The sequence below is a fragment of the Beijerinckia sp. L45 genome, from assembly GCF_009765775.1.
In the GTDB taxonomy this organism is placed as follows: Bacteria; Pseudomonadota; Alphaproteobacteria; order Rhizobiales; family Beijerinckiaceae; genus RH-AL1.
This window is the reverse complement of sequence record NZ_LMUU01000026.1, coordinates 1-21,980: the sequence shown is the minus strand read 5'-3', so window position 1 is coordinate 21,980 and position 21,980 is coordinate 1. Positions and strand designations below refer to the sequence as shown.

11 protein-coding genes are annotated in these 21,980 nt (G+C 66.0%); 8 read left to right on the top strand and 3 right to left on the bottom strand.

The window, feature by feature from the left end:
- From GSQ79_RS01605 to GSQ79_RS01575, 7 genes are all read left to right on the top strand, one after another.
- On the top strand, positions 1-2,152 hold a 2,152-nt coding region (locus tag GSQ79_RS01605; RefSeq protein ID WP_210252979.1), incomplete at its 5' end, for a hybrid sensor histidine kinase/response regulator.
- Between the two features lie 153 nt (positions 2,153-2,305).
- Positions 2,306-6,058, top strand: a complete 3,753-nt coding sequence (locus GSQ79_RS01600; RefSeq protein WP_158806988.1) for a magnesium chelatase subunit H — start codon at positions 2,306-2,308, stop codon at positions 6,056-6,058.
- Between the two features lies 1 nt (position 6,059).
- On the top strand, positions 6,060-6,938 hold the full coding sequence (gene chlG / locus GSQ79_RS01595) for a chlorophyll synthase ChlG (RefSeq protein ID WP_158806987.1): 879 nt from the start codon (positions 6,060-6,062) through the stop codon (positions 6,936-6,938).
- A 22-nt stretch (positions 6,939-6,960) separates the two neighbouring features.
- Entirely contained in the window at positions 6,961-8,151 is a 1,191-nt protein-coding gene (locus tag GSQ79_RS01590) for a geranylgeranyl diphosphate reductase (protein WP_158806986.1), read from the top strand.
- Positions 8,152-8,334: 183 nt separating this feature from the next.
- On the top strand, positions 8,335-10,245 hold the full coding sequence (locus GSQ79_RS01585; protein WP_158806985.1) for a glycoside hydrolase family 15 protein: 1,911 nt from the start codon (positions 8,335-8,337) through the stop codon (positions 10,243-10,245).
- 81 nt (positions 10,246-10,326) lie between these two features.
- Positions 10,327-12,273 carry a response regulator gene (locus GSQ79_RS01580; protein WP_158806984.1) on the top strand — a complete coding sequence of 649 codons (1,947 nt, stop codon included), beginning with the start codon at positions 10,327-10,329 and terminating at the stop codon, positions 12,271-12,273.
- 83 nt (positions 12,274-12,356) lie between these two features.
- Positions 12,357-13,259: a bestrophin family protein gene (locus tag GSQ79_RS01575; protein WP_158806983.1), complete on the top strand. Its 903-nt coding sequence runs from the start codon at positions 12,357-12,359 to the stop codon at positions 13,257-13,259.
- Between the two features lie 10 nt (positions 13,260-13,269).
- Here GSQ79_RS01575 and GSQ79_RS01570 read toward each other — a convergent pair whose 3' ends face one another.
- The gene (locus GSQ79_RS01570; RefSeq protein WP_158806990.1) at positions 13,270-14,778 is read right to left on the bottom strand and encodes a glycosyltransferase; all 1,509 of its coding nucleotides are present in this window, start codon (positions 14,776-14,778) and stop codon (positions 13,270-13,272) included.
- Positions 14,779-14,976: 198 nt separating this feature from the next.
- On the opposite strand from GSQ79_RS01570, the gene GSQ79_RS01565 reads away from it, so the two are divergent.
- Complete coding sequence (locus tag GSQ79_RS01565) at positions 14,977-15,561, top strand: cytochrome b (protein ID WP_210252978.1); 585 nt, start codon at positions 14,977-14,979, stop codon at positions 15,559-15,561.
- A 21-nt stretch (positions 15,562-15,582) separates the two neighbouring features.
- Here GSQ79_RS01565 and pbpC read toward each other — a convergent pair whose 3' ends face one another.
- Complete coding sequence (pbpC, locus tag GSQ79_RS01560; RefSeq protein ID WP_158806982.1) at positions 15,583-17,640, bottom strand: penicillin-binding protein 1C; 2,058 nt, start codon at positions 17,638-17,640, stop codon at positions 15,583-15,585.
- Positions 17,637-21,980: alpha-2-macroglobulin (locus tag GSQ79_RS01555; protein ID WP_158806981.1), on the bottom strand; the 4,344-nt coding region annotated here is incomplete at its 5' end. The genes pbpC and GSQ79_RS01555, both read right to left, overlap by 4 nt.

Below are 21,980 nucleotides of genomic sequence, written 5' to 3'. Positions count from 1 at the left end.
TCCGACGATCGCACTGCTTGCCATGTCGATCGTTCTGCCGCTGCTGCTCTTCGGCCTGGCGGCCTGGCAGAATCGGCACGATGTCGTCCGCGAGGCCGAGACCCGCGTCGAACGCACCACCCGCATCCTGCATGAACACGCGCTCAAGGTGTTCGAGATGCACCAGTTGATGATCAATCACATCAACGAGCGGCTCCACAGCCTCGACTGGTCGGATCCGGCCGATATCTTCGACATGCATCAGCTCTTGGCGCAACTGGCGCGCGACACCCGGCAGGTCTCGACGATCACCATCACCGACGCCGAGGGCCATGCCACGGTGAGCAGTCGGGCCTATCCCGTCGATCCGACGATCAATCTTGCCGATCTCGATTATTTTCAGGCCCTGAAGGCGCACGAGCAAGCGTTGCCATTCGTGTCGCACGCTGTCATCGGACGGCAATCCGGCGAACCCGTCTTCAACATCGCGCAGCGTCTGTGGTCGCGGGAGCCGGGGACGTTCGGCGGCATCGTCACGATCTCGGTTCGGCGCGCCTATTTCGAGGATTTTTATCGCGAGATCGAGCAGGAGTACGATCACCTCGTGATCCTGACGCGGGATGACGGCAGCGTATTGGCGAGCGAGCCGCGCAACAGCATGACCCGGCTGCCGTCGAACAGCCTGTTCCGTCAGGCGCTGGAAAATCCGAGCAACGGTCTGCTGCTGACGCCGTCCGTCCTCGACGGAACCAAGCGGATCTTCGGCTACGAAAAGATCGGAAGCTACCCTGTCGTCATCGGCTTCGGCGTCACCTGGAATGCGGCGCTGGCTCCGTGGTGGCGCAACATCATGGGCTACGGCCTCGTTGCCTTTCTCTCCTCCCTGGCGCTGCTCGGCGTCTCCGGCATCGCGATGCGGCACTCGGTGCTGGAGGAGAAGGCGACCCGAAGCTGGCGCGAGACGGCGGCGCTCCTGCAGGGCGAGATGACCGAGCGCCAGAGGGTCGAAGAACAGTTGCGGCAGGCGCAGAAAATGGAGGCCATCGGGCGTCTGACCGGCGGTGTCGCGCACGACTTCAACAACCTGCTGACGATCGTCATCGGCAGTCTCGATCTGCTGTCGCGCCGGATGAGGGACGCCGATCCACGGCATCAGGCGCTGGTCCGCAACGCCGTCGACGGCGCAACGCGCGCCGCGGCCTTGACGGCGCGGCTTCTCGCCTTTTCGCGGCAGCATCCTCTCGATCCCAAGCCGATCGATGCCAATGCGCTGATCGCCGGCATGTCGAACATGATGGAGCGGTCGCTCGGCGAAACGGTGGCGGTCGAGGTGGTGCTGGCCGCGGGACTCTGGACCACCTTCGCCGATCCCAACCAGCTCGAAAATGCCCTGATCAATCTCTCGGTCAACGCGCTCGATGCGATGCCGGACGGCGGCAAGCTGACCATCGAGACGGCCAACGCCACGCTCGATCCCGGCTATGTCGCGCGCCACGCCGATCTCGTGGCAGGTGCATATGTCATGGTTTCTGTCACCGATAGCGGCACCGGCATGAGCCTGGAGACCGTCGCCCGGGCGTTCGATCCGTTCTACACGACGAAGCCCGTCGGCAAGGGCACAGGGCTCGGCCTCAGCCAAGTCTATGGCTTCACCAAGCAATCGGGCGGGCACACGTCGATCTATTCCGAGATCGGCCACGGCACCTCGATCAAACTCTACCTGCCACGCTTTACCGGGCGACGGCCCGTCGATGTCGCGGCGGTCGAGGCTGTCGTCGAAGGACCGGCATTGCAGCCGGTCGATACGACGATCCTCATCGTCGAGGACGATGACCTGGTGCGCCGCTTCAGCTCTGCCGCCTTGCGTGAAAGCGGCTACAAGGTGCTCGAAGCCTCGAGCGGTGCGGAAGGGCTGCGCCAGGTCGAGGCGCATGCGGAGATCGCGCTGCTCTTCACCGATGTCGTGCTGGGCGGCACGATGAACGGCCGCGAACTCGCCGAACGGGCCGTTGTGTTGCGCCCAGCTCTGCCGGTGCTGTTCACGACCGGGTACACGAAGAACGCCATCATCCATCAAGGCAAGCTGGACGAAGGCGTCAACTTTCTGGGCAAGCCTTTTACGACAGCGGCGCTGGCGGCAAAGATCGAAGCGCTGTTGCGGACCCACGCCTAGCGGTGCCGCCAAAAGCTCCGCGCCGTATGTCGCATAATGCGGACGTCAATTTTTGTTGACACTTTTTGGGAGCCTGCGTAGCCTCATTGTTGAGCAGTCCGCGAAGCGGCCAAGCGCAGGGGCACTTCCCCCATAAAGAAGAGACATCCGGCGATGTTGAAGACCAAGTCGGCGATCAATGAGACACCGATCAGCATCGTCATCGTTTCGATGGATACGCATTTCGCAGGGGCGCTCGATCGCGCGACCGTTGCGTTGCGTCGCGAGCTGCCGGGCCTGACGCTTCGCCTGCATGCGGCATCGGACTGGAGCGCCGACCCCAGGACGCTCGATCGCTGCCGCGCCGACATTTCGACCGCCGACATCGTGGTCTGCGGCATGCTGTTCATGGAGGACCATTTCCTTCCGATCCTGCCGCAGCTGGAAGCCCGGCGGACCGCCTGCGATACGATGGTCTGCGCGATGTCGGCCAAAGAGGTCATGCGTCTGACGCGCATCGGGCGCTTCTCGATGGACGGCACGAAGAAAGGCGGCGCCCTCGAGTTCCTGAAGAAACTGCGGGGCGACAAGTCGAAGACCGGCGGCGCGGCGCAGATGGCGATGGTGCGCCGGCTCCCCAAGATTCTGCGCCTGATCCCTGGCTCGGCACAGGACGTCCGCGCCTATTTCCTGACGCTGCAATATTGGCTCGGGGGCTCCGACGAAAACCTCGGCAACATGGTCCGTCTGCTCGTCAGCCGCTACGCCAGCGGCGACCGGTTGGCGTTGCGGCAAGCCGTCAAGCCGGCGCCGCCGATCGATTACCCCGACGTCGGCGTCTATCACCCGCGCCTCCAAGGCCGGATTGCGGATCGCACATCGCTGCTACCGACTCTCGCCGACGCGACGGGAACCGTCGGGCTTCTCGTGCTCCGCTCCTATCTTCTGGCCGGCAACAGCGCGCATTACGATGGCGTCATCGCCAGCTTCGAGGCGCGGGGCCTGCGGGTCATCCCGGTGTTCGCCAGCGGCCTCGATGCCCGTCCGGCGATCGAAAAATTTCTCATCAAGGACGGCCGTCCGGTCATCGACGCGATGGTGTCGCTGTCGGGGTTCTCGCTCGTCGGCGGCCCCGCCTACAACGACTCGCAGGCCGCCCAGGACATGCTGGCGACGCTCGACATTCCCTATGTCGCGGCGCACCCCTCGGAGTTCCAGACCCTGGAGCAATGGGGCGCTTCGGATCGCGGTCTGCTGCCCGTCGAGAACACCATCATGGTGGCGATCCCCGAGCTCGACGGCGCCACGGGTCCGATCACCTTCGGCGGGCGGTCGGACGCCAACGGCAAGAGCTGCACCGGTTGCGAACGCCGCTGCATCTTTCCGAGCGAGGACGGCGCGCGCGGCATGCACGTGTGCAGCGAGCGGGCGGACATGCTTGCGGCACGGGTGCTCAAGCTCGTGACCTTGCGGCGCTCAACGCGCGCCGAGCGCAAGGTCGCCGTGGTGCTGTTCAATTTCCCGCCGAACGCCGGCAACACCGGCACGGCCGCCTATCTCTCCGTCTTCGAGTCGCTGTACCGCACGCTCGCCGCGATGCAACGCGAGGGTTATACCATCGACCTGCCGCGCGATGTCGACGACCTCCGGCAGCGCGTCGTGATCGGCAACGCCGCGCGCCATGGTGCGATGGCCAACGTTCATGCAGCGATCCCCGTCGACGATCATGTCCGGCGCGAGCGTTATCTTCGCGAGATCGAGGCGCAGTGGGGCGCGGCCCCCGGACGCCAGCAGAGCGACGGCGCTTCGCTGTTCGTGCTCGGCGAGCGTTTCGGCAACGTCTTCGTCGGCATCCAGCCCGCCTTCGGCTACGAGGGCGATCCGATTCGCCTGCTGTTCGAAAAAGGGTTTGCCCCGACGCATGCGTTTTCCGCCTTCTATCGCTGGCTTCGCGAGGATTTTTCCGCCCATGCGGTGCTGCATTTCGGCACCCATGGGGCGCTTGAATTCATGCCGGGCAAGCAGGCAGGACTCTCCGGCGCCTGCTGGCCGGACCGGCTGATCGGCGACCTGCCGAATCTCTATCTTTATGCTGCGAACAACCCGTCGGAAGGGGCGATCGCCAAGCGTCGCGCCGCGGCGACGCTCATCAGCTATCTCACGCCGCCGGTCGCCCACGCGGGCCTGTATCGCGGTCTCGTCGACCTCAAGGCGTCGATCGAGCAGTTCCGCGGCTTCGGGCCCGAAAACATCGTGCAGCGCGCCGAAATCGCCGTCATGATCCAGGTGCAGGCCGCCGCGCTTGAACTGGCGACAGCCGAGCCCGCCTGGGGCGCGGAGGCGGAGGCGCGGATCGCGTCGTTGATCAACGCCGTTCTCGAACTCGAATATACGCTGATCCCCCACGGTCTTCACACCGTCGGTGAGCCGCTGTCGCTCGACGAGCGCGCCGAGCAGCTGATGGCGGTGGCGGAGGCCTCGCACGGCATGCGGGTGCCCCGCGCCGCGATGGACGCCTTGGTCCGCGGTGCGACGCCGGAAGCGGCGGCGGCCGCGGGTGGTTTGATATCAGATGATTCGACGCTCGCAGCCTTCCGCGCCCTTGCGGCAATCGACGCCTTGCTGGCCGAGGACCACGAAATCCCTGCGATTCTCCGCGCGCTGGATGCGCGGTTCATCCGCCCGGCGCCGGGTGGCGATCTTTTGCGCACGCCGACAATTCTCCCGACAGGACGCAACCTGCATGGGTTCGATCCCTTCAAGATCCCTAGTGCCTTCGCCGTGCAGGATGGCGCCCGCCAAGCCGAGCGGCTGATCACGCGTCACATGGCGGATGGCAACGCGTTTCCCGAAAGCGTGGCGCTCGTGCTCTGGGGCACTGACAACCTCAAGACCGAGGGCGCACCGCTGGCCCAGGCGCTCGCCCTCATCGGCGCGGTGCCGCGCTTCGACAGCTACGGCCGCATCGCCGGCGCCGCGCTCATCCCGTTGGCCGAACTCGGCCGTCCCCGTATCGACGTCATCGTCACCATGTCCGGCATTTTCCGCGATCTGCTGCCGCTGCAGATCAAGCTTCTCGCCGAAGCCAGTTTCTTTGCCGCCAGCGCCGACGAACCGCTCGAGCAGAATTTCATTCGCAAGCACGCCCTGGCCTATCAGGCGCAGCATGGCTGCGACCTCGAGACCGCGTCGCTGCGCGTGTTCGGCAACGCCGACGGCGCCTACGGCGCCAACGTCAACAATCTGCTCGAGAGCGGGCGCTGGGACGACGAGGACGATCTCGCCGAAACATATACGCGACGCAAGGGGTTCGCCTATGGCCGCAGCGGTGCGCCGGTGCAGCACAAGGCGCTGTTGCAGAGCGTGTTGGCCGATGTGCAGCTCGCCTATCAGAACCTCGACTCGGTCGAACTCGGCATCACCTCGGTCGACAATTATTTCGATACGCTCGGCGGCATCAGCCGCGCCGTGCGCCGCGCCAAGGGCGGGGAAACCGCGCCGGTCTATATCGGCGACCAGACGCGCGGCGAAGGCGCGGTGCGCACCCTGAGCGAACAGGTCGCGCTGGAAACCCGCACACGGATTCTCAATCCAAAATGGTACGAAGGCATGCTGAAGCACGGCTACGAAGGCGTGCGGCAGATCGAAAGCCACGTCACCAATACGATGGGCTGGTCGGCGACGACGGGCGAGGTCGCGCCCTGGGTGTATCAGCAGATCACCGAAACATACGTGCTGGATCCGGTGATGCGCGAACGTTTGGCGTCCCTCAATCCAACGGCCGCGGCGAAGGTTGCGGACCGGCTGATCGAGGCGCACGAGCGGAAATACTGGGCGCCCGATGCCGAGACGCTCGCCGCGTTGCGCCAGGCTGGCGACGAACTCGAAGACCGGCTCGAAGGCGTGTCGATGGAACTGGCGGCGTAGCATGGCTCACCCCGCGCCCGCTGCCGTCCTCGAACTTTTCAAGCCGATCACCTGGTTCCCGCCGATGTGGGCGTTCGGCTGCGGGCTCATCTCGTCGGGCGTGTCGCTGCAAAACCACTGGCCCGTCGCGACGACCGGCATTCTGCTCGCCGGCCCGCTGGTCTGCGCCACAAGCCAGGCCGCGAACGACTGGTACGATCGCGAGGTCGATGCGATCAACGAGCCGAACCGGCCCATTCCTTCCGGCCGCATCCCCGGCTCCTGGGGATTCTATATCGCCTGCGTCTGGACGCTGGTGTCGTTGGCGGTGGCCTATGCCTTGGGCCAATGGGTGTTTATCGCGGCGGCGATCGGACTGGCGCTCGCCTGGGCCTATAGTGCGCCGCCCTTGCGGCTGAAGCAGAATGGTTGGTGGGGCAACACCGCCTGTGCGGTCTCCTACGAGGGCCTCGCCTGGATCACCGGCGCGGCCGTGATGCTGGGCGGCGCTCTGCCGCCGGTGCCGTCGCTGGTCCTGGCCGGGCTCTACAGCGCCGGCGCCCATGGCATCATGACGCTGAACGATTTCAAGTCGGTCGATGGCGACCGCCAGATGGGCATCAACTCGCTGCCGGTGCTGCTCGGGACGTCCGGTGCAGCACGGGTTGCCTGTTTTGCCATGGCGCTGCCGCAGGTTGTGGTCGTAACGCTGCTGTTGGTTTGGGGCCGACCCATCCACGCCGCTATCGTCGGGCTCCTGCTGGCAGGGCAAGCCATCTTGATGGCTCGTTTCCTCAAGGCGCCGACCGATAAAGCGATCTGGTACAGCGGGTTCGGCGTGCCGCTCTACGTGCTCGGCATGCTGGCCAGCGCCTTCGCCGTTCAGGTTTTCGCACCGTGATCCGCCCTGTCCGAGGAGGACGATGATGAGCGCTCTCGAAACATTCGATGTCGTCGTGGTCGGTGGCGGCCCGGCCGGCGCGACCGTGGCGAACGATCTGGCGCGGCGCGGCCGTTCGGTGATGCTGCTCGACAGGGCCGGGCGCATCAAACCCTGCGGCGGCGCGATCCCGCCGCGCCTTATCCGCGATTTTAACATTCCCGACAGTCTGCTCTGCGCGAAGATCACCTCCGCTCGGATGATCTCGCCCAAAGGTGTCGCCGTCGACATGCCCATCGATAATGGCTTTGTCGGCATGGTCGATCGCGACGCTTTCGACGAATTCTTGCGGGCGCGGGCGGCGCGCAGCGGTGCGCAACGGCGCACCGGGACGTTCTCGGTGCTGGAACGCGACGAGCGGGGAGTCGCGATCGTCCATTACATGGGCAAGGACGGTGGCGACGTCGCGGTGCGTGCCCGCATGGTGGTCGGGGCCGATGGCGCCAACTCGGCTGTCGGTCGTCAGGCCGTACGCAATGCGAAGAAGACGAAATTCGTTTTTGCCTACCACGAAATCGTCGAAGCCCCGGCACAAACCAAGGAGGCCTACTGCGGCACCCGCTGCGACGTCTATTACGACGGCAGCATGTCTCCGGACTTCTACTCCTGGGTGTTTCCGCATGGCGCGACGATGAGCATCGGCACCGGCAGCGCGCACAAGGGCTTCAGCCTGCGCAACGCCGTCGGCGCCCTGCGCAAGCGGGGCGATCTCGCAAGCCTCGACACGATCCGCCACGAGGGCGCGCCGATCCCGGTGAAGCCGCTGAAACGCTGGGACAACGGCCGCGACGTCGTCCTCGTCGGGGATGCCGCCGGCGTGGTCGCTCCGGCCTCGGGGGAGGGGATCTACTACGCCATGGCCTGCGCCCGCTTCGCCAGCGAGGCCATCGAACAGGCTCTCGACACGGCCAATGGCAAGGCGCTGGCCCAGGCGCGCAAGAAATTCATGAAAGCGCACGGGCGCGTGTTTCTCGTGCTCGGGATCATGCAGTACTTTTGGTATTCCAGCGACAAACGCCGCGAGAAGTTCGTGTCGATCTGCCGCGACAAGGATGTCCAGGAGATGACTTGGCAGTCCTACATGAACAAGGAGCTGACCCGCTCCAAGCCGATGGCGCAGGTGCGCATCTTCTTCAAGGACCTCGGGCACCTCGTCGGGATCGGCGTGCACTGAGCCTGCGCGGCAAGGGAGCAGACAGATGGTCTGTTCGAGGGCCGCGTGATATCATGATAGGCGAGCCGCCTCGGCTCCAAAAGCGATGATGCGACGCAACAAACCGCGTCGCCGATCATTTGGCCCTCGACGGTAGCTTGCGGCTCGACCCACCCGGGCAGTCCGGCTCCCACGGACGCCGGAATGACCTCTTCTCGTGCTTTTCCTGATATCGCGTCTGCGTCGCCTCAAGCATCGCCCGCTTACCGCCCCATCGAGGATTATGGCTTCATCGGCGACATGCGGGGCTGCGCTCTGGTATCACGCGATGCCAGCATCGACTGGCTTTGCCTCCCGAAGTTCGACTGCACGCCGAACTTTTTTGCTCTTCTCGACGCGGATCAGGGCGGCGGCTGCACCGTGAGCCTTGCCGCAGCGCGCCCCGCCGAGGCAACGCGGCGCTATCGCCCCAATACCAACATCCTGGAAACCACGCTCGTCGCGGATGGCGGCCGCGTCCTGGTCACGGATTTCATGCCGGTGCGTACCAAGCCAGACCTTGGACCGGTCGGCGCAGACAGCGAGGCGAAGGGGTGGTTGGTTCGGCACATCCGCTGCATTTCGGGAACCGTCCCGGTGCGGCTTGGCATCGCACCGCGCTTCGATTGGGCGCTGGCCCCCGAAGATCCCGAAGTCGTGGGGGCAACGGCTGTCTTTCCCCAGCACGGGATGTTCGTGACGACGTCGCATCCATTCCGCGAGCAGCCTCACGACCTCCGCGTCGATGCCACACTGCGCCACGGCGAGACCGTCTGCCTCGTGCTCGGTTATGGCGAGGCGCCGACCGGGGATGTCGAGCATCTCGTCGCACACCTGCTCGACGAGACCGCAACCTATTGGACGGCATGGGCCGCCTGCTGCACCTACGAAGGCATTCATGCCGACCTGGTGCTGCGCAGCGCCCTTTGCCTCAAGCTTCTCACCTACGCCCCGACCGGAGCGCTTGTCGCGGCGCCGACCACCAGCCTGCCCGAGACCATCGGCGGAGGGCGCAACTGGGACTACCGGTTCGTCTGGACGCGGGACGCGTCGTTTACCGCAGGGGCCTTCATCAATCTCGGCTTCGATCGGGAGGCGGCGGAGTTTTTGCGGTTTCTGCATGAGGCCGACCATGCCGGACAACCGCTGCGCATCATGTATGGCGTCGACGGCGACCTTCCTGAAGAGCGATGCCTCGACCATCTCGCGGGCTGGCGGGGATCGCAGCCCGTGGTGGCGGGCAATCTGGCCTACACGCAGGATCAGTTCGAAATCTACGGTGAGTTGCTCGCTGCCTTGAACCTGTTCCTGTCGAGCTGCGGCATCGACAAGCTCTGTCCGTCGCTACAAAAAGACTTGCCTGCCGTCATCACGCGCTTGGCGGACACGGTCATCGAGTGCTGGCAGAAGCCGGATCACGGCATCTGGGAGATCCGCGGCGATCCGACACATCAGGTGCATAGCAAGGCGATGTGCTGGGTTGCCCTCGACCGCGCCGTTCAACTCGCGTCGCGCATCGGGATGCCGGCCCCGGAGCGCTGGGCCACCAGCCGCGACGCCGTCATGGCCGATCTGCTGAGCAGGGGATGGAACGCGGACATAGGGGCCTACACCATGTCCTACGGGGCGGACGATATGGACGCCGCCGTGCTCCGACTGCCCCTGATGCAGGTGATCAAGGCCGATGACCCACGGATGCGGGCAACGTCCGATGCCATTGACCGGGACCTCGGGCTCGGCAACGACCTCTACTATCGATACCGCCGCGACGACGGTCTTCCCGGGCAGGAAGGCGCGTTCGCGGCGTGCACCTACTGGGCTGTGGGCAACCGCGTGCTCACGGGCCGTCTGGACGAGGCGCGCGCGCTGCTCGACAGGGGTCTCGCGCGCGCCAATGATCTCGGGCTCTTCGCCGAGGAATTCGACGTCGCAAGCGGCGCCTTCCTCGGTAATTTCCCGCAGGCCTTCACCCATATGGCGGTCGTTCAAGAAACGCTGCGTCTCTCCGCGGCGCTGGATGCCGCGTGCGTCGAGCGAGAGACCGAGGCCGCGGTTCAAAACGGCCGGCGCGCGTGATATGGATCGTAGCGATTAGCTTGGCCATAAAAGCTCCACCATCGCGGCTCAGGCTCCGCCCCTAAAGCTCGAGGGCCTCCGATGCCAGACCCAAGCGATGACGCCCAAACCCTCGCGCAGCGTCTCGAAGCCGAGCAGACGCGCTCCGACGCGCTGTCGCGCGCGACCGAAGAGCTCGCCTCGGCGCAAAGCGAGACCCATGTCGTCGATGTCCTGCGTCGCTGCGCGCGGGCACTCTGCCGCGCCGATGGCGTCGCCGTCATTCTCCGAGACGGCGAAACCTGCCGCTACGTCGCCGGGGACGCCGTCGGCCCGCTATGGACCGGCCAAAGCTTTCCGATGGACAGCTGCATCTCCGGGTGGGCGATGACCCATGGGCGGACGGCGGTCATAGCAGACATCACGGCCGACGAGCGGATCCCGCAGGACCTCTATCGCGACAGTTTCGTCAAGAGTCTTGTCATGACGCCCGTCGGCTTCGACAGACCTTCCGCGGCGCTTGGAATCTATTGGGCCAAGACCGGAACCCCCGAGCCTGCATCGGTCAAGGCGGTCGAGCAGCTAGCCCGCACGGCGAGCGTCGCCTTGCGCAACGTGGCACTTTACGAGTCCCTGGCGAGCGAGGCGAAGCGGTCGGCGGCACTTCTCGATCAGGCGACGAGCGAACTCGCCGATCGGCGCCAGGCCGAAGCGGCGCTGCGTCAGGCCGAGGCCGAGCTCCGGCATCTCAATGAGACGCTGGAGGAACGCGTCGCGGAGAGGACGGAAGAACTTGCGGCCAGCAATCGGCAACTCGTCAGCCAGTTCGAGGAGCGCGAGCGCGTGGCCGAGACCTTGCGGCAGATGCAGCGCCTTGAGGCCGTCGGCCAATTGACGAGCGGGGTCGCGCACGACTTCAATAATCTGCTGACCGTCATATTAGGAAATCTGGCTTTCATTCAGCGTGGTGTCGTCGGCACGCCGATGGAACAGAAGCTGTTGCGCCGCCTTGGTTTCATGGAAAGCGCAGCCGAGCGCGGCGCGAAGCTTACGGCGCAGCTGCTGGCGTTCTCGCGTCGCCAGAGACTCGAACCGAAGCCGATCGATCTGAATGCTTCGGTTGACGGCCTTCGGGATCTGCTGCAGAGCACGATGGGAGGCGCCGTCCGTATCGAGACGGTCCTGTCACCTCAGCTTTGGCCGGCGCTGGTCGATCCGACCCAGATCGAGCTCGTCATCCTCAATCTCGCGATCAACGCGCGCGATGCGATGGCGGTCGGCGGCAGCGTCACCGTCGAGACCAGCAATGTCGTCTTGCGCGAGAGGCCGCGGAGCCCCGAGGAACCAGAACCAGGAGACTACGTCGCCGTCGCCGTGCGCGACAACGGCTTCGGGATGACCGACGAGGTCCGCGCCAAGGCGTTCGAGCCCTTCTTCACCACCAAGGATATCGGCCATGGCACCGGCCTCGGTCTCAGCCAGGTCCTGGGGTTTGCGAAGCAATCGGGCGGCGGCGTCCGGATCGACAGCAAGGTGGGCGAGGGGACGACCGTCTGGGTATTCCTGCCCCGGGCGACACGGGATCTGATTTCCGATCAGGCACCGGCGCCATACGATCGCGATGGCGTGACCTTCGCGGGCGCCACCATTCTTCTCGTCGATGATGACGGCGGCGTGCGCGAGGTCACGGCCGCGATGTTGCGCGAAGCCGGTTACGCGGTCGTCGAGGCGGGCAGCGGCGGCGCGGGGCTGGAGGCGTTGGACCGCACCGAGCAGGTCGACCTGCTGCTTGTCGATTTCGCGATGCCGGGGATGAACGGCGCCGAAGTGGCGCGCGAGGCGTCGATCCGTCGTCCTGGCTTGCCGATCCTCTTCGTGACCGGCTATGCAGACCTCGATGTCATCCGGTCCGTCGGAGAGGAGCGCATCATCGCCAAGCCTTTCCAGTTCGATCGTTTGCTTCTGGCCATCGACCGCGCCCTCGGTGGCAAGCTCGAACCGTTTGCCGAGCTTGAGGCAAGCGCCAACGTCGTGCGGTTGCGACGCTGATACTCCATCATGATGACGCATGCCGTTTGCGCGGATGATGATGTCCCCGTCCTCTCCGAAAGCGACGCTATGGCGGTCCCCCGATGATCCTTCGTGCCAAACCGACCCTGTGGGACGTGCTCTTCACGCTGAAGGGATCGATCGCCAAGCGCATTGCCGTGAAGATGATCGCGATGACGCTGTTCGCTGTCGCGGTCAGTGCGCTGGCGATGCGCCATCCCGAGGTATTCTCGCAGCTCAGTGCGACGCCGTTCACCTTGGTCGGCCTCTCGCTCTCCATTTTCATGAGTTTTCGCAACAACGCCTGCTACGATCGCTGGTGGGAAGGCCGCAAGCAGTGGGGCCAATTGGTCGTCGACATCCGATGCCTGGCGCGCGAGACCGCCGTCTTTGCCAGCGATCCGGCGCGCGAGACCATCCTGCGCGCGCTCTGTGGCTACACCCATGCCCTTGCAGCGCGTCTGCGCGGCGAGGACGAACGTGCGGCCTCAAACCAGTGGATGGCCGTGTCTGCCATCGCGCCGTCGGCACCGAACGTGCCGGACGCGATTCTCGGGATCGTCGGCGCTGAATGTTCGAAGCTGGTCGAGCGCGGGATCGTCAGCGAATGGCGCTACACGCTGCTCGAAGCGCGGCTGGTCAGTCTGTCCGGCGTGCAAGCGGCCTGCGAACGCATCAACACGACGCCTTTGCCGTTCGCCTACACGCTGCTGCTACATCGCACGGCCTACCTGTTTTGCCTGCTGCTGCCGTTCGGCCTTGCTGGCCTGCTGGGATGGGCTACACCTCTGCTCACTGCGATCGTCAGCTACACGTTCTTCGGCCTGGACGCGCTTGGAGACGAACTCGAAGAACCGTTCGGCCTCGACGCCAATGATCTGCCGTTGACGGCCCTGGTCCGAACCGTCGAACGGGATCTGCTCGCCGCGTTGGGCGAGACAAACCTGCCAGCCTCTTTGCTACCCGTGGATTATCTTCTGCAGTAGACGGGCCCCGTCACGCCTTGCCGTCCATCGCCTCCCGGGGGTCGACAAGTCCGAGCCGGCTCTTCTTGCCCCATGTGCTCTGCCCGGTGAGAAAGTAGACCCAACCCAGGGCCGCGCCCGTGTGGCGGAGGATCTGGAAGGTAAAGGGCTCCGCGAGCGAGGCAAGGATGGCGCGGTCGAGGCGCGCCGAGGTGTCTGGGTCGACCCAGCGGCGGTACAGGTGGATCGACCAGAGGTGAAAGGCGAAGTCGATGGCGATCTTTGCCAGGATCACGACGCCGACCGGAGCCGCCAGCGAAAGCCGGCCGGTGACGAGGTAGAAAACAAGCAGGGCGAAGGCGAGCAGGCCGTAGATCGGCTGCAGCGTGTCCAACGCCTTGACCGGCAGCATCATCAGGCCCAGCCGCCCGTAGCGCGGATTGCCGACCATGTCGCGGTACCAGTACTGCGTCTGCAGGAAGCCGCAGAACCAGCGGCGGCGCTGGCGCAGGAAGGCCGCCGTGGTGCTCGGGGCGTCGGTGATCGCCTTGGCCGCGCCGACCACGCCTGTCGTCCATCCCAGGCCCTCCAGCACGCCGTACCGGCGAAGGCGATGGATCAACTCGTAGTCCTCGACCAGACAGGCGGGGTCGAACCCGCCGACCTCGAGGACGGGCAAGCGGCGGAATCCGGCGAAGGCGCCGGAAATCAGCAGCAGCGCGTCCATTCGGCCCCAGGCGTAGCGAGAGAGGAAGTTGCGGATGTATTCGTAGGTCTGGAACCACTGGTAGAAGCGGCCGCTCAAGGTGCCGCTGCAGATCGGGGTGAGCACGCCGGTCGCTGCCACGAGCGCCGGATCGGCGGCAAAGGCGTCGCGCATCGCGCGGGTCGCTTCGGGATCGAGCAGCGTGTCGCCGTCGACGGTCAGGACCAGTTCGGTCTCCACCATCGCGATGGCAGCGTTCAACGCCCGCGCTTTGCCACCATGCGGGAGCCGCATCCAGCGCAGCGTCGGATGGCGCGAACTTGGCGCGCTCATCGCGCCCATCGACGGCTGCTGCAACCCGAACTCCTGCGCCAGAAGCGTCGCGGTTTCATCCTGCGAACCGTCGTCGGCGACGACGATGAGGTCGGCGGCCTCGCTCTGCGCGAACAAGGCGCGGAGCGTGATCGGCAGAACGCTCGCCTCGTTGTGAGCGGCCACGAGCACCCCGAGGGTCGGACGCGCCAAGATCCCGGTCGGCACACTCTTGGGTCTCAGCAGAGCGAGCGTCTGAACGAACACGAACCCGATCAGGGCGGTGTCATAGGCGATGTAGACGAGCCCGACCGACCACGCGAACACGCTGTCGACCATGACCGAGCGCGCCAGGAGCAGGAACCAGAGCGCCACGACGGCGCCGTGAATCACCAGGCTGGGCCAGGGCGTGGAGACCGGCCGAAGACGCGGCGAGGCTTGAATCAGGGCGGCGTTGAGATTTCCGGAGGACTGCAGAACCAAATCCTTGAAAGGGCCACAGCAGGCAAGCGCCGAGACCATAGCCACGTGTTTAACCGGCGAGGATCACGAACATGCGAGCGCGCCGCCCAGCCGAGACATTTGCGCCACATCTGTATATACGGCGCGTTGCACGATTTTATTGTGTGTCATATGGCATCTAGCCGGTAGCGTGGCGAGCACCGGGCTGTCATGTCGCAGTAAATTGATTGGTTTGAGACCAACCTTGGAGCCAGATCGATGTCCGAAGCGATGCCGCGTGCGCTGAGTGCGCGCTATACAGGCATTGCCATGATCCTGCATTGGATCGTGGCGATTTTGCTGATCGTGAACGTCGCGCTCGGACTGTCCGCGGATTATATTCCGGATGGCTATGTTCGTCCGGTCATCGATCTGCATAAATCGATCGGCATCACCGTCCTTGGCCTGGTGATCCTGCGCATCCTTTGGCGCCTGTCGCACAAGCCGCCGGCCATGCCGAAAACCTACGCCCCATGGGAGCGTTTCGCCGCCCATGCCGCGCATGGCGCGCTTTATCTCGTCATCCTGGCCCTTCCGGTTTCCGGATGGATGCACGATTCTGCGTGGAAGGGCGCTGCCACCCACCCGATCCTGCTCTACGGTGTGATCCCATGGCCGCGCATCGGGTGGATCGAGAATGTCGAACCCCACCACAAGGAAGTCCTGCACAGCGTCTTCTTCGCCGCTCACGCTTATGCGGCCTATGCGCTCTACGCGCTCCTGGCGCTGCACATTATCGGCGCGCTGAAGCATCAGTTCTGGGATCGCGAACCAGAGCTGCAGCGGATGCTTCCCGGCGGCTGACAGGCCGGGGGCGTGGCGCGGCTATTCCAGTGGCGCTCGCGTCTCGATCCGTACCTTGACCTCGTCGCTTTGGCCGGCCGCGTCGACGACGGTCACCGTCGAGAAACCGTCTTCCACGGGATGCCACACGGCCTCATGGGCGAAGGGGCGGCTTGTGACGGGCCTTCCATCGACCAGCCAGCGATAGGGGCGACGCCCGCCATCGACGGCAAGCTTGATCGCGCTATCAGGCTCCAGCACATCGACCAGCAGGCGCGACCCTGGAAGCGGGAAGGTGATATGCGGTGCCCCCGCGACCGGCGTCGCCGCCATATTGGTCAGACGGACCAGCGAGGCGGGCGCCGGGCCCGCGAAGATCGGCGCCTGCATCCGGCGGGGCAGAGGGTCCGGCGGCAGCAGGTCGAACAGACGGAACAGAATGCCCGCCGAGGCGACGCCGACACAACCGCTGCAGGTGCCCCCATCCGCGCGGCCCATCCAGACGCCGATCACCCTGCTGCCGTCGAAGCCCAAGGCCCATCCGTCGCGGAACCGATACGAGGTGCCGGTCTTGTAGGCGATCGTCGTGGCGTGGCGCGCCGAGCCTTTCGGCGGCGGCATGTCGGACAGAATGTCCACCACCGCATCCGCACCGGCCCGCGTCATCAGGCTCGGATCGTCCCGGACATCGCGGCGTTCGGCTCTTGGCTGCGCGATCAAGGGCTTGACCACACCGCCGTCCGCCAGCGCCGTATAGGCCTGAACAAGTCCATGCAACGTCATGCCGACACCGCCCAGCGCCATCGGCAGGCTCGGGGCCACGGTTTCGGTGTTGAAGGCGAGCGGCAGCCCGACCTGCTTGAACCGGTCGGCGAAAACGACAGGCCCAAGCCGCTGCAGGACGATGACGGCGGGCAGGTTCAGCGACGCCTGCAGCGCATGGCGGATCGTGACGTCGCCGTTGAAGCCGCCGTCGAAATTGTGCGGGGCATAGTCGTCGAAACGGGTCGGCTCGTCGCGCACGAGACTGGCGGGATGGGCCAGCAGCCCGTCGAAGGCCATGCCGTAGATGAAGGGCTTTAGGGTCGATCCCGGCGAGCGGACCGCCTGGGTCATGTCGATCGCGCCTTTGCGGGTCGCATCGAAATAGTCGCCGCTGCCCACCTCGGCGAGGATCTCGCCGGTGCGCCAATCCGCGACGAGCGCCGCCACATTCACCGGACGCGGGATCTCGTCGAGCGTCTGATGAAGGGTCTGCTGCACGGCGCGCTGGATCGGCGTATCGATCGTCGTGACAATCGCGGACGCCGCGCCGCCTGCGGCAAGACGTTCGGCGAGATGCGGGGCGAGGATCGGCAGGGGCAGCCGCCATCCGGGCAATGGGGCGAGAGCGGCGGCGTCGAAGCCCGCTTGGGTCAGCAGCCCGTCCCGCGCGCCCTTGCCCAGGACCTTCGCCCGGGCCGCCGCAGCCCGACTGTGCGGGGCGTCGGGGCGGCTGGTTCGCGGCGACTGCGGCAGGGCGACCAGCAGTCCCGCATCGGCCTCGGAGAGCTGCGCCGGCTCCTTGCCGAACCAGGCGAGGCTGCCGGCGCGCACGCCCTGCAAATTGCCGCCCATCGGTGCCAACGTGAGGTAGGCGTCGAGGATCTGCGCCTTGCTCATCCGCGCTTCGAGCTGCATCGCGCGGGCAATCTGGACCAGCTTTGCCGTAAAAGTGCGCGGCCGCGGCTCCAGCAGCCGTGCGACCTGCATGGTCAAGGTCGACCCACCGGACACGACGCGCCCGTGGGTCAGGAGCTGACCGGCGGCGCGGAGCAGGGCCAGCGGGTCGCAACCGGGGTGCGCGAAGAACCGCTTGTCCTCGACGTCGAGAAGCAGGTGGATGTAGGCCGGCGAGACGTCGGCTGCGGTGACCGCCAGCCGCCATTGCGCATCAGGCGTCATGAAAGCGCGCAGCATCGACCCGTCGCGTGCCACGACGAGCCGCGAGGGCGTCAGCCGCGACAAATCCGGCGGCAGCAGCCGGTCCGCGGTCGCCAGGCCGCCGACGAGGACCGCCGCGGCGAGGGCGCCGATGCCGAGCTGGCGCCGCCATGTCATGGCTTTGGCGTCTTGACCGGCTTGGTCGTCTTGCCGGGCTTTGCCGGCGCCGTCGCATCCGCCACCTTGCGCGCCGCCAGAACCTCGAGCGTGCCAGCATCACCCCGCGCGTGATAGGCGGGCGCGTACATGTCCTCGATCTGCGGACCCGGCCGGGCATAGCTGCCCGGCGTCACCGCGCGCACGACGTAGGCGAACTTGAACCGGGCTTTTTCGCCGGACAGATCGATGCCGGCGAGATAGCGGTCGTCGCGCAGCGCCGTGAATGTGGGGTCGGTCACATCTTTCAGCCAGGCGAATTGTCCGGTATCGCGGTCGCCCGACAGGCCGATGGTTTCCGGCTCGAGACCTGCCGGCAGCATGTCGACGGCCAGCACCTTGCGCTCGACCGCATCCGCCATCGTCCCTTCGACGACGATGACGAGTTCGTCGTTCTGGTGCACATCGGCGAGGTTGGCCGGCGCGCCATCGAGGGCGAAATAGCTGCGCGTGATCGTGAAGCCCATCGCCTCCGCGGGCTGCACGCCCGAGGGAATACCGGTCGAGGCCAGCGACACATAGACCGGATCCTTGCCGTGATTGGTCAGGTCGCTCTTGCGTCCTTTGCCGAGCGGGATCGATGCGGTGAGGCTCGTTTCCGTTCCCGTCGTCGTCTTGCCGTCGAGGTCGACGCGCAAGGGCGCGGTGGTGTGGAGATCGAAAGCGCTGCGCAACAGCCAGGCCTGCTCCTGCGTGCTCAGCCAGCCGGTGCCGCTGGCGTTGCGGGCCAGATCGGTCGCGCGGGAGAACAGGGCCTTATCCGGCACCAGCTTCTCTTCCGCCGACAGCGACAGCGCCATCGCCTGGTCGCGCAGCTTGCTGCCGTAATCGTTCAGATAGATTTTTGGGTCGCGCGTAATCGCGGCCGCCTCGATGAGACCGGTCGCAAGGTCGCGCTCGCCGACGTGATGCAAGGCCGCAGCCAGCTGGAAGCGGGCGATGTCGCTCGGCAGGTGCCCGTTCAAGCGCGACGCGACATAGCGCAGTTGCGACAGGTCGAGCTTGCTGGCGCGGGCCAGGACGATCGCGCTATACGCCGCTCCCGCTGCCTCCTGTGGACTCGTGTCCACCGTGGCGAAACGTCCGACCAGCCAGGTGACCGCACGGGTTTCCATCGACTCCGGGACCGAAAGCCCCTGGGCCCGCGCGTGCTGAAGAAAGTCGACGGCATAGGCGGTCAGCCAAAGATTGCCCGTATCGAACGCCGACCAGTAGCCGAACGACCCGTCGCTGCTCTGCAAGGAGAACAGCCGCTGGATTGCGCCCTGGCCCGTTACCGTATCCGCGACGGGGACCGCCAGCTTGCCGCCGAGCTTGCTGACGAAGAGTTCTGGAAAGGCGCGGCTGATCGTCTGCTCGGCGCAGCCATAGGGATAGCTGCGCAATGCCGCCAACAGGCCCGGGACGTCGAAGGCCGGGACGTTCGATGCGGTGATCGCCAGCGTCCCGGTTCCGGGCACGAGCTCTTGGCCGAGCGCGTCGTCGGCGACGAGATGCTGGCCGGGCGCCAGGGTGATGATCTGGCGGTTGGTCGCGTAGGCGTTCGGCGTCCGCACCGCGATCTCGAAATCCCGCTCCGTGACACTGCCGTCCTCACCCGTCGCCGTCATGTGGATCCGACCGACGCCCGGCACCGCTGATGCGGTCAGCACGCGATCGACGTAGCGCCGCTTGTCGCGCTTCACGTCCTTGAACAGGGCGTCGGCCTTGTCGAGGCTTACGGCGCCTTCCGTCTTGATCGCGATGGCGTAGCTCTGCTCGGGCGCTTCGAGATCGGTCAGCATCAGCCGTGCGGTAGCCTTGTCGCCGGGTGCAAGAAAGCGCGGCAAGGTGAGCTCGGCGAGGAGCGGCGGCCGCACCGTGACGGGGCGGTCCGCGTGGCCGAAACGATCGCCGGTCCAGGCCACCGCCATCAGCCGCAGCCGGCCGCTGAACTCAGGCACGTCGACGCTCAGCGTCGCATGGCCCTGTGCGTCAAGCTTTACCGGCCCCTGGAACAGCGCCACGGTCTTGAACGTCTTCACGTCGAGGCCGCCGGCCTTGAGGTTGGCGTTGCCGTCGCCACCTTGCGTCAACTGGCCCGGCTGGCCCGACGGATCGATCAGGCTGCCGTAGATGTCGCGCAGTTCGAAGCCGGGCTCGCGGCGGCCGAGATAAAATTCGGCCGGGTCGGGCGTCGCGAAATCGGTCATGCGCAGGACCGCTTCGTCGACCGCGGCCAGCGTCACATAGGTGTCCTCGCCCGATCCGCCGGTGACGCTGACGTCGACGTCGAACTTGGCTTTCGGATGCACGGTGTCGGGCGCCTTCAGCGCCACCTCGAGCTTGTGGGCCGCCGTCGCTCCTGGCACCCAGGCGAGGCCGACGGCGCGGACAGGCAGGCGGGGCAGCACGGCACCCGCCGGCGAAATCGCCACGGCAAGCACGTAGGCGCCACTTGGCGGCACGTCGGCGGCGTCGAACTCGACCGCGCCGCCGCCCTTCGGCATTTCCTTTTCCTGGATGCCATGCAGGCCCGCACCGTCGAGCATCACCAGGACGCGGCCGGCGAACGACGGCTCGACCATCGCCCGCACTTTGCCGGCCGGCGCATTGGCATCGACCGTGACCGCCATGACCTCGGGCTTGCGGTTGTCGGACTGGCCGGCCGACCACCAGCCGGCGCCGAAGCGCAGGCTCGTCGCGGTCTTGCCGGAGGCGTCGTAGGCCTCGAGCCGCCAGCGCCCGCTTTTCACCGGCGCCGAGATCGTGCCACGTCCATTGGCGTCGAGCGCCAGATCGCTGCCGTTGACCCGGGCGTCGATGATCGTCTCCTTCGACTGCCATCGGCCGTCGCGGTAGAAGTAGCTGTACTGATAGTCTTCCAGGACAAGGTCCCACTTGATCGTCTGGGACGCGATCGGCTTGCCGTCGCCGTCGAGCATGACGACATCGAAGCCGGCGTCCGCGCCATCGGCGAGGCCTTCGCCAAACTTGGCGTCGAGGCCGATGAACCGGTCGGCGGTATGCAGGACCTTGGTCAGATCGACCTGCGCCGGGCGCCCGTCGACGTCATTGACGGTGGCGTGCAGCACAACTTCGAGCGGGCTGGTCGTGTCGGGCGTGTCCTCGGCGGGAAAGACGACGGCGGCCTTGCCTTTGTCGTCGGTGGTGAAATCCTGTGCCGTCAGCGCTTTCTGAAGGAACGGCTCCTGGACGAGGCCGAAACTGAAATCCTCGAACCCTTTGAACGGATGCGCGGCGGCTTGCAGCGTCGCTTCGACCTGGCCGGTCAGATCGCTGCCGGGGCTGCCGTAAAAATAGTCGGCGGCGACCGTGGCTTCGATGGCGGCATCGATCGATGCGGTGCCGGCGGGCACGGAAAGCTTCGCCTCGAGTCGCGGCGGGACGAAATCCTGAACCGAGACCGAGGTGGTGCCGATTTCCTTCTTGTCGCCGGCGCTGGCCCACAGGCGCCAGGTGCCGCTGTAAGCATTGTCGGGCACGTGAAAGTCGAGCGTGCCACCGCTCGCGCTGGCCAGATCGATAACGCGTTTCTCGACCTCGATGCCGTCGGGACGCACGATGTGCAGCGTCATCGGGACGCCGGTGACCGGCTTCGTGGCGCGGTCGCGCAGCAGCGCGCCGAGATGAATGGTTTCGCCGGGGCGATAGACGCCACGATCGGTCCACAGAAAGGCGTCGTTGGTTTCGGGCGGCGCGCGCCCCTTGATGTCGAGGTCGCTGAGATCGAGCGCCGGCGCGTCGAGTTGCAACCACGTGAAGTCGCCGGCGGGCGTGACGGCCGCGACGATTTTGGGCGTATCGCCATGCTCGCCGCGCAGCAAGCCGCCGGGGATCATGAAGCGGCCTTCGCGATCGGTCTTGTAGGTGCCGAGAATCTCGTTGCTCTGCGCGATCAGCTTGAGGTCGACGCCGGCCACCGGCTTGGCGGTCTGCAGCGACCGGGCGCTGACGAGAAGCCCTTCGGCGGTCTTCACCGTGACCAAGCCGATGTCGGAGACGCTGAACCATTGCGTCGCGCGCTCCACGTCCTGGTCCGGCTTGTCGCCGTCCGGCGTGGCGAGGGCGACGTAGACGCCGGGCTGCAGAGTCTTGATCAACTGATCGATCGGGATCGTCGTCGTCACCTGCTTGTTCGGCACGGCGGCGATGGCGAGCGTGCCCTCGAACACCTTGGTGCTGCGGTCGGCGACCGTGTCGAGGTTGTAGCCGTTGATCGCGACGCCGAACCAGTCGTTGACGATCTGATCGACAAGCGCGCGATCGGTGAAGCGATAGAGCGTGACATGCGCCTTGGC